We start from the raw sequence: 3,903 nt of genomic DNA, 5'->3' as shown, positions 1-3,903 counted from the left end.
ATCCCTGACGGGGAGTTCCGCGCCGAGGTGCCCGTCCAGGGCGGCGCACGCATCGTCCAACGCCCGCGCGAACACCGGATACCGGTCGTACAACTCACGGCCCATACCCACCCGTTGCGACCCCTGCCCCGGGAACACGAACACCGTCTTCCCCTCGGCCTGCGACCCCGTCACCACGAGCGGCGAGGACTCACCCGCGGCCAACGCTTCCAGACCGGCCACCGCCTCCTCACGCGACTCGGCGACGATCACCGCCCGCTCCGACAGCACCGCTCGCCGGGACACCAGCGCCCCCGCGACAGCAGCGAGCGGCGCGTCCGTCCCGCCCACGAACGCGGCCAACCGCCCCGCCTGCCCCTCCAGCGCACCCGTGCTCCGCGCCGACACGACCACCGGCACCACACCATCGGCCGGGACCACCGGCTCGGCAGTCGGCTCCTCTGAGGGCTGCTCCAGGATCAGGTGGGCGTTGGTGCCGCTCAGGCCGAAGGAGGAGACACCGACCCGTCGGGGACGGCCGGTCTCGGGCCAGTCGCGTGCTTCGGTGAGCAGTTCGACCGCTCCGGACGTCCAGTCGACCTTGGACGACGGCGTGTCCACGTGCAGTGTGGGCGGGAGGATGCCGTGCTGCATGGCTTCCACCATCTTGATGACGCCTGCGACGCCGGAGGCGGCCTGGGTGTGTCCGATGTTGGACTTCAACGAGCGACCACACCCGCACCCTCGGCCCACCCGGTGCCGTCGGCCGCGTCCGCGTACGACTTGCACCGCCCGTCCGACGCCAGACCCCGCTGCCGCGAGAACTGGACGAAGGCACCGGGGCTGGACATGACGGCCGCGCCGCTGGCCAGGGCGAGGGAGCACTCGCCACTGCGCAGGGCCTGGGCGGCGAGATGCATGGCGACCAGGGAGGAGGAGCAGGCCGTGTCCACGGTGACAGCAGGGCCCTCGAAGCCGAAGACGTACGACACCCGGCCCGAGGCCACGCTGCTGCCGGCGCCGGTGGTGACGAACCCCTCCAGTTCGGCGGGGACTTCGCCGCCGGAGCCGTAGCCCTGGCCCATGAGGCCGGAGAAGACGCCGACGTCGGTGCCCTTCAGCGACAGCGGGTCGATACCGGCCCGTTCCAGCGCCTCCCAGGAGGTTTCGAGGAGCAGCCGCTGCTGCGGGTCCATCGCCAGCGCCTCACGCGGTGAGATTCCCCAGAAGCCCGCGTCGAACAGGGCCGCCTCGTGCAGGAAGCCGCCCTGGTCGACGTAGGAGGTGCCCGCCTTGTCGGGGTCGGAGTCGAACAGGCCCTCCAGATCCCAGCCGCGGTCGTCGGGGAAGCCGGACATCGCGTCGCGGCCCTCGAACACCAGCCGCCAGAGCTGCTCCGGACTGTTGACACCGCCGGGCAGCCGGCAGGCCATGCCGACGATCGCGATCGGCTCGTCCGGGTCGGCGAGGGCGACCGCCTGGGCGGGGGCGACAGCGGCCGTCGTCTCCCCCAGCTCGCCGTGCAGGTGGCGGGCCAGGGCGAGCGGGGTCGGATGGTCGAAGACGACGGTGGCGGGCAGCTTCAGGCCGGTGGCCTCGCGCAGCCGGTTGCGCAGCTCGACCGAGGTCAGCGAGTCGAACCCGGAATCGCGGAACGCCGTGTCGTGCTTGATGCCCTCGGGTCCGGCGTGACCGAGCACGGTCGCCGCGTGCTTCCGCACCAGGTCCAGCAGCAGCGTCTCCTGCTCGGCGGCGTCCAACCCGGCGAGGCGGCGCGCGAGTTCTCCGGTTCCGTCGGTGGCGGCGGCTGCCGCTGCCCGTGCGACCTGCCGGGGCACCTTGACCAGACCCCGCAGCAGGGGCTGTACGCCACGCCCGGCCGCGGCATCGGCGCGCATGGACCGCAGGTCCAGCTTGATCGGGACGAGCAGCGGTTCGCCCGTGCGCAGGGCCGCGTCGAACAGGTCCATGCCCTCGTCGGCGGCGATGGTCTGGCTGCGGCTCCGGCTCACCCGGGCCTGGTCGGCGGTGTCGAGGTGGGCGGTCATGCCGGTGGCCTGCTCCCACAGACCCCAGGCCAACGACACACCCGACCGCCCGGCGGCACGCCGGCGTTGCACCACCGCGTCGACGTACGGCGCGCCGATCACACCGTCGTCCAGGACACCCGCCGTGTGCACCACACCCGACAGCGGACGCTCGGCCGACACCGAGGCCAGCAGCTCGGCCACGGCCTGCCGGTCCGACACGTCACACGCCGTCACTGACACCGACTCCGCGCCCAGCGCGGCCAGTTCGGCCGCCAGCGGTGGCCAGGACGGCGGCGAGCAGCGACTCGACGTCCGTGCCGGCCGGTGTGTCCGTGTCGAGCAGGACGATCCGGTCCGGGTTCTCCGCCTGCGCCACGCGGACCAGGCCCCAGACGGCCGCCGCGGCCGGATCGGTGACGTCCGCGTCCCCGCCCGCGGGCACCGCGCCCCGGGTGACGACGACCAGCCGGGCCGCCTCCAGGCTCGGGCCGGCCAGCCACTTCTGCAAGATCTCCAGCACGCGGCCCGTCAGGGTCAGCGCCGCCGCGTCGTCCGCCGTCTCGGTGCGGCCGGCTTCCAGCACGACCACCGGGGGCACGCCCGAACCGTCGGTCAGCGCGGCCACGTGTGCGGGCTCGGTGATGGGCACCCAGGCGGGCGGCAGGTCCGTGCCCGGCTCCGTGGTCCCGGGCAGCTCCGTCCACTCGATGCGGAACAGGGAGTCCCGGCCGTCGTCGGCCGCCGCGCCGAGCTGGTCGGCGGACACGGACCGGGAGACCAGCGACCGCAGCGTGAGCACCGGCGCGCCGGTCTCGTCCGCGGCCTCCAGGGACAGCGCGTCCGGCGCGGATCGGGTCAGGCGCACGCGCAGGGCGGAGGCGCCGGACGCGTGCAGGTGCAGCCCGTTCCAGCCGAACGGGAGGTGGACGCCGTCGCCGTCGTCGGTGCGGTTCTCGCCCTCGGGGTCGGCGAGCGCCACGTCCAGCATCGCGGGGTGCAGGGCGGCGTCGAGGAGGGCCGGGTGGATGCCGAACCGTGCGGCGCCGGCCCGCTGGTCCTCGGCCAGCGCGACCTCGGCGAAGAGATCGTCGCCGCGCCGCCACAGGGCTCGTACGCCCTGGAAGACCGGCCCGTAGCCGTAACCGGCGGCGGCGAGCAGTTCGTAGCCGCCGGAGACGTCCACCTGCCGGGCGCCGGTGGGCGGCCACACGGCGAGATCGGCGACCGGCGGGGCCTGGTCGGCAGGCGTCGGCACGGTCAGGGTGCCGGTGGCGTGCCGGGTCCAGGCGTCCGCACCGACGTCTCCGCGGGCGTCCTCGGGCGCCGAGTACACGGCGACCGTCCGGGATCCCGTCTCCGCCGGGCCGCCGACGGCGACCTGGAGCCGCACGCCGCCCTGCGCCGGCAGCACCAGTGGCGCCTCGACGACCAGCTCGTCCAGCACTCCGCAGCCCACTTCGTCACCGGCCCGTACGGCCAGCTCCACCAGCCCGGTGCCGGGGACGAGCACCGCCCCGCCGACCGCGTGGTCCGCCAGCCAGGGGTGCGTGCGCAGGGACAGCCGGGAGGTGCACAACACCCCGCCTGTCTCCGGGACTTCGACCACGGCACCGAGCAGGGGGTGATCGGCGCCGGCCTGCCCCAGGGCAGCCGCGTCCGCCGCGGGGGCCGGCTTCAGCCAGTAGTGGCGGTGGTCGAAGGCGTACGTCGGCAGATCCACCCGTACGGCATCGGCACCGGTGGGCAGGACACCCGTCCAGTCCAGTTCCACGCCCTTGACGAAGACCTCGGCCATCGACGTCAACAGCCGCCGCAGGCCGCCCTCTTCGCGGCGCAGGGAGCCGGTGACGACCGCCTCCGTCCCCGCCTCGTCCACGATCTCGCTGACCGGCTG

General features: G+C 74.3%; 1 protein-coding gene and 1 pseudogene. Both read right to left on the bottom strand.

The genetic code is table 11. The features are described from left to right. A pseudogene (locus IG05_RS50385) lies at positions 1-2,300 on the bottom strand (beta-ketoacyl synthase N-terminal-like domain-containing protein); the annotation flags it as partial. Continuing rightward, positions 2,230-3,804, bottom strand: a complete 1,575-nt coding sequence (locus IG05_RS48170; RefSeq protein WP_420707663.1) for a polyketide synthase dehydratase domain-containing protein — start codon at positions 3,802-3,804, stop codon at positions 2,230-2,232. The pseudogene IG05_RS50385 and the gene IG05_RS48170, both read right to left, overlap by 71 nt. Positions 3,805-3,903 lie beyond the last annotated feature (99 nt).

This window comes from Streptomyces sp. NRRL S-1022, assembly GCF_000720135.1.
Classification (GTDB): Bacteria; Actinomycetota; Actinomycetes; order Streptomycetales; family Streptomycetaceae; genus Streptomyces.
The sequence above is the reverse complement of the archived record's forward strand: the minus strand, read 5'-3'. Positions and strand labels throughout refer to the sequence as shown.

Bases quoted from the DNA above. Each gene is read 5' to 3' on its own strand.
- IG05_RS48170 (WP_420707663.1), bottom strand. From the start codon at position 3,804: ATGGCCGAGGTCTTCGTCAAGGGCGTGGAACTGGACTGGACGGGTGTC.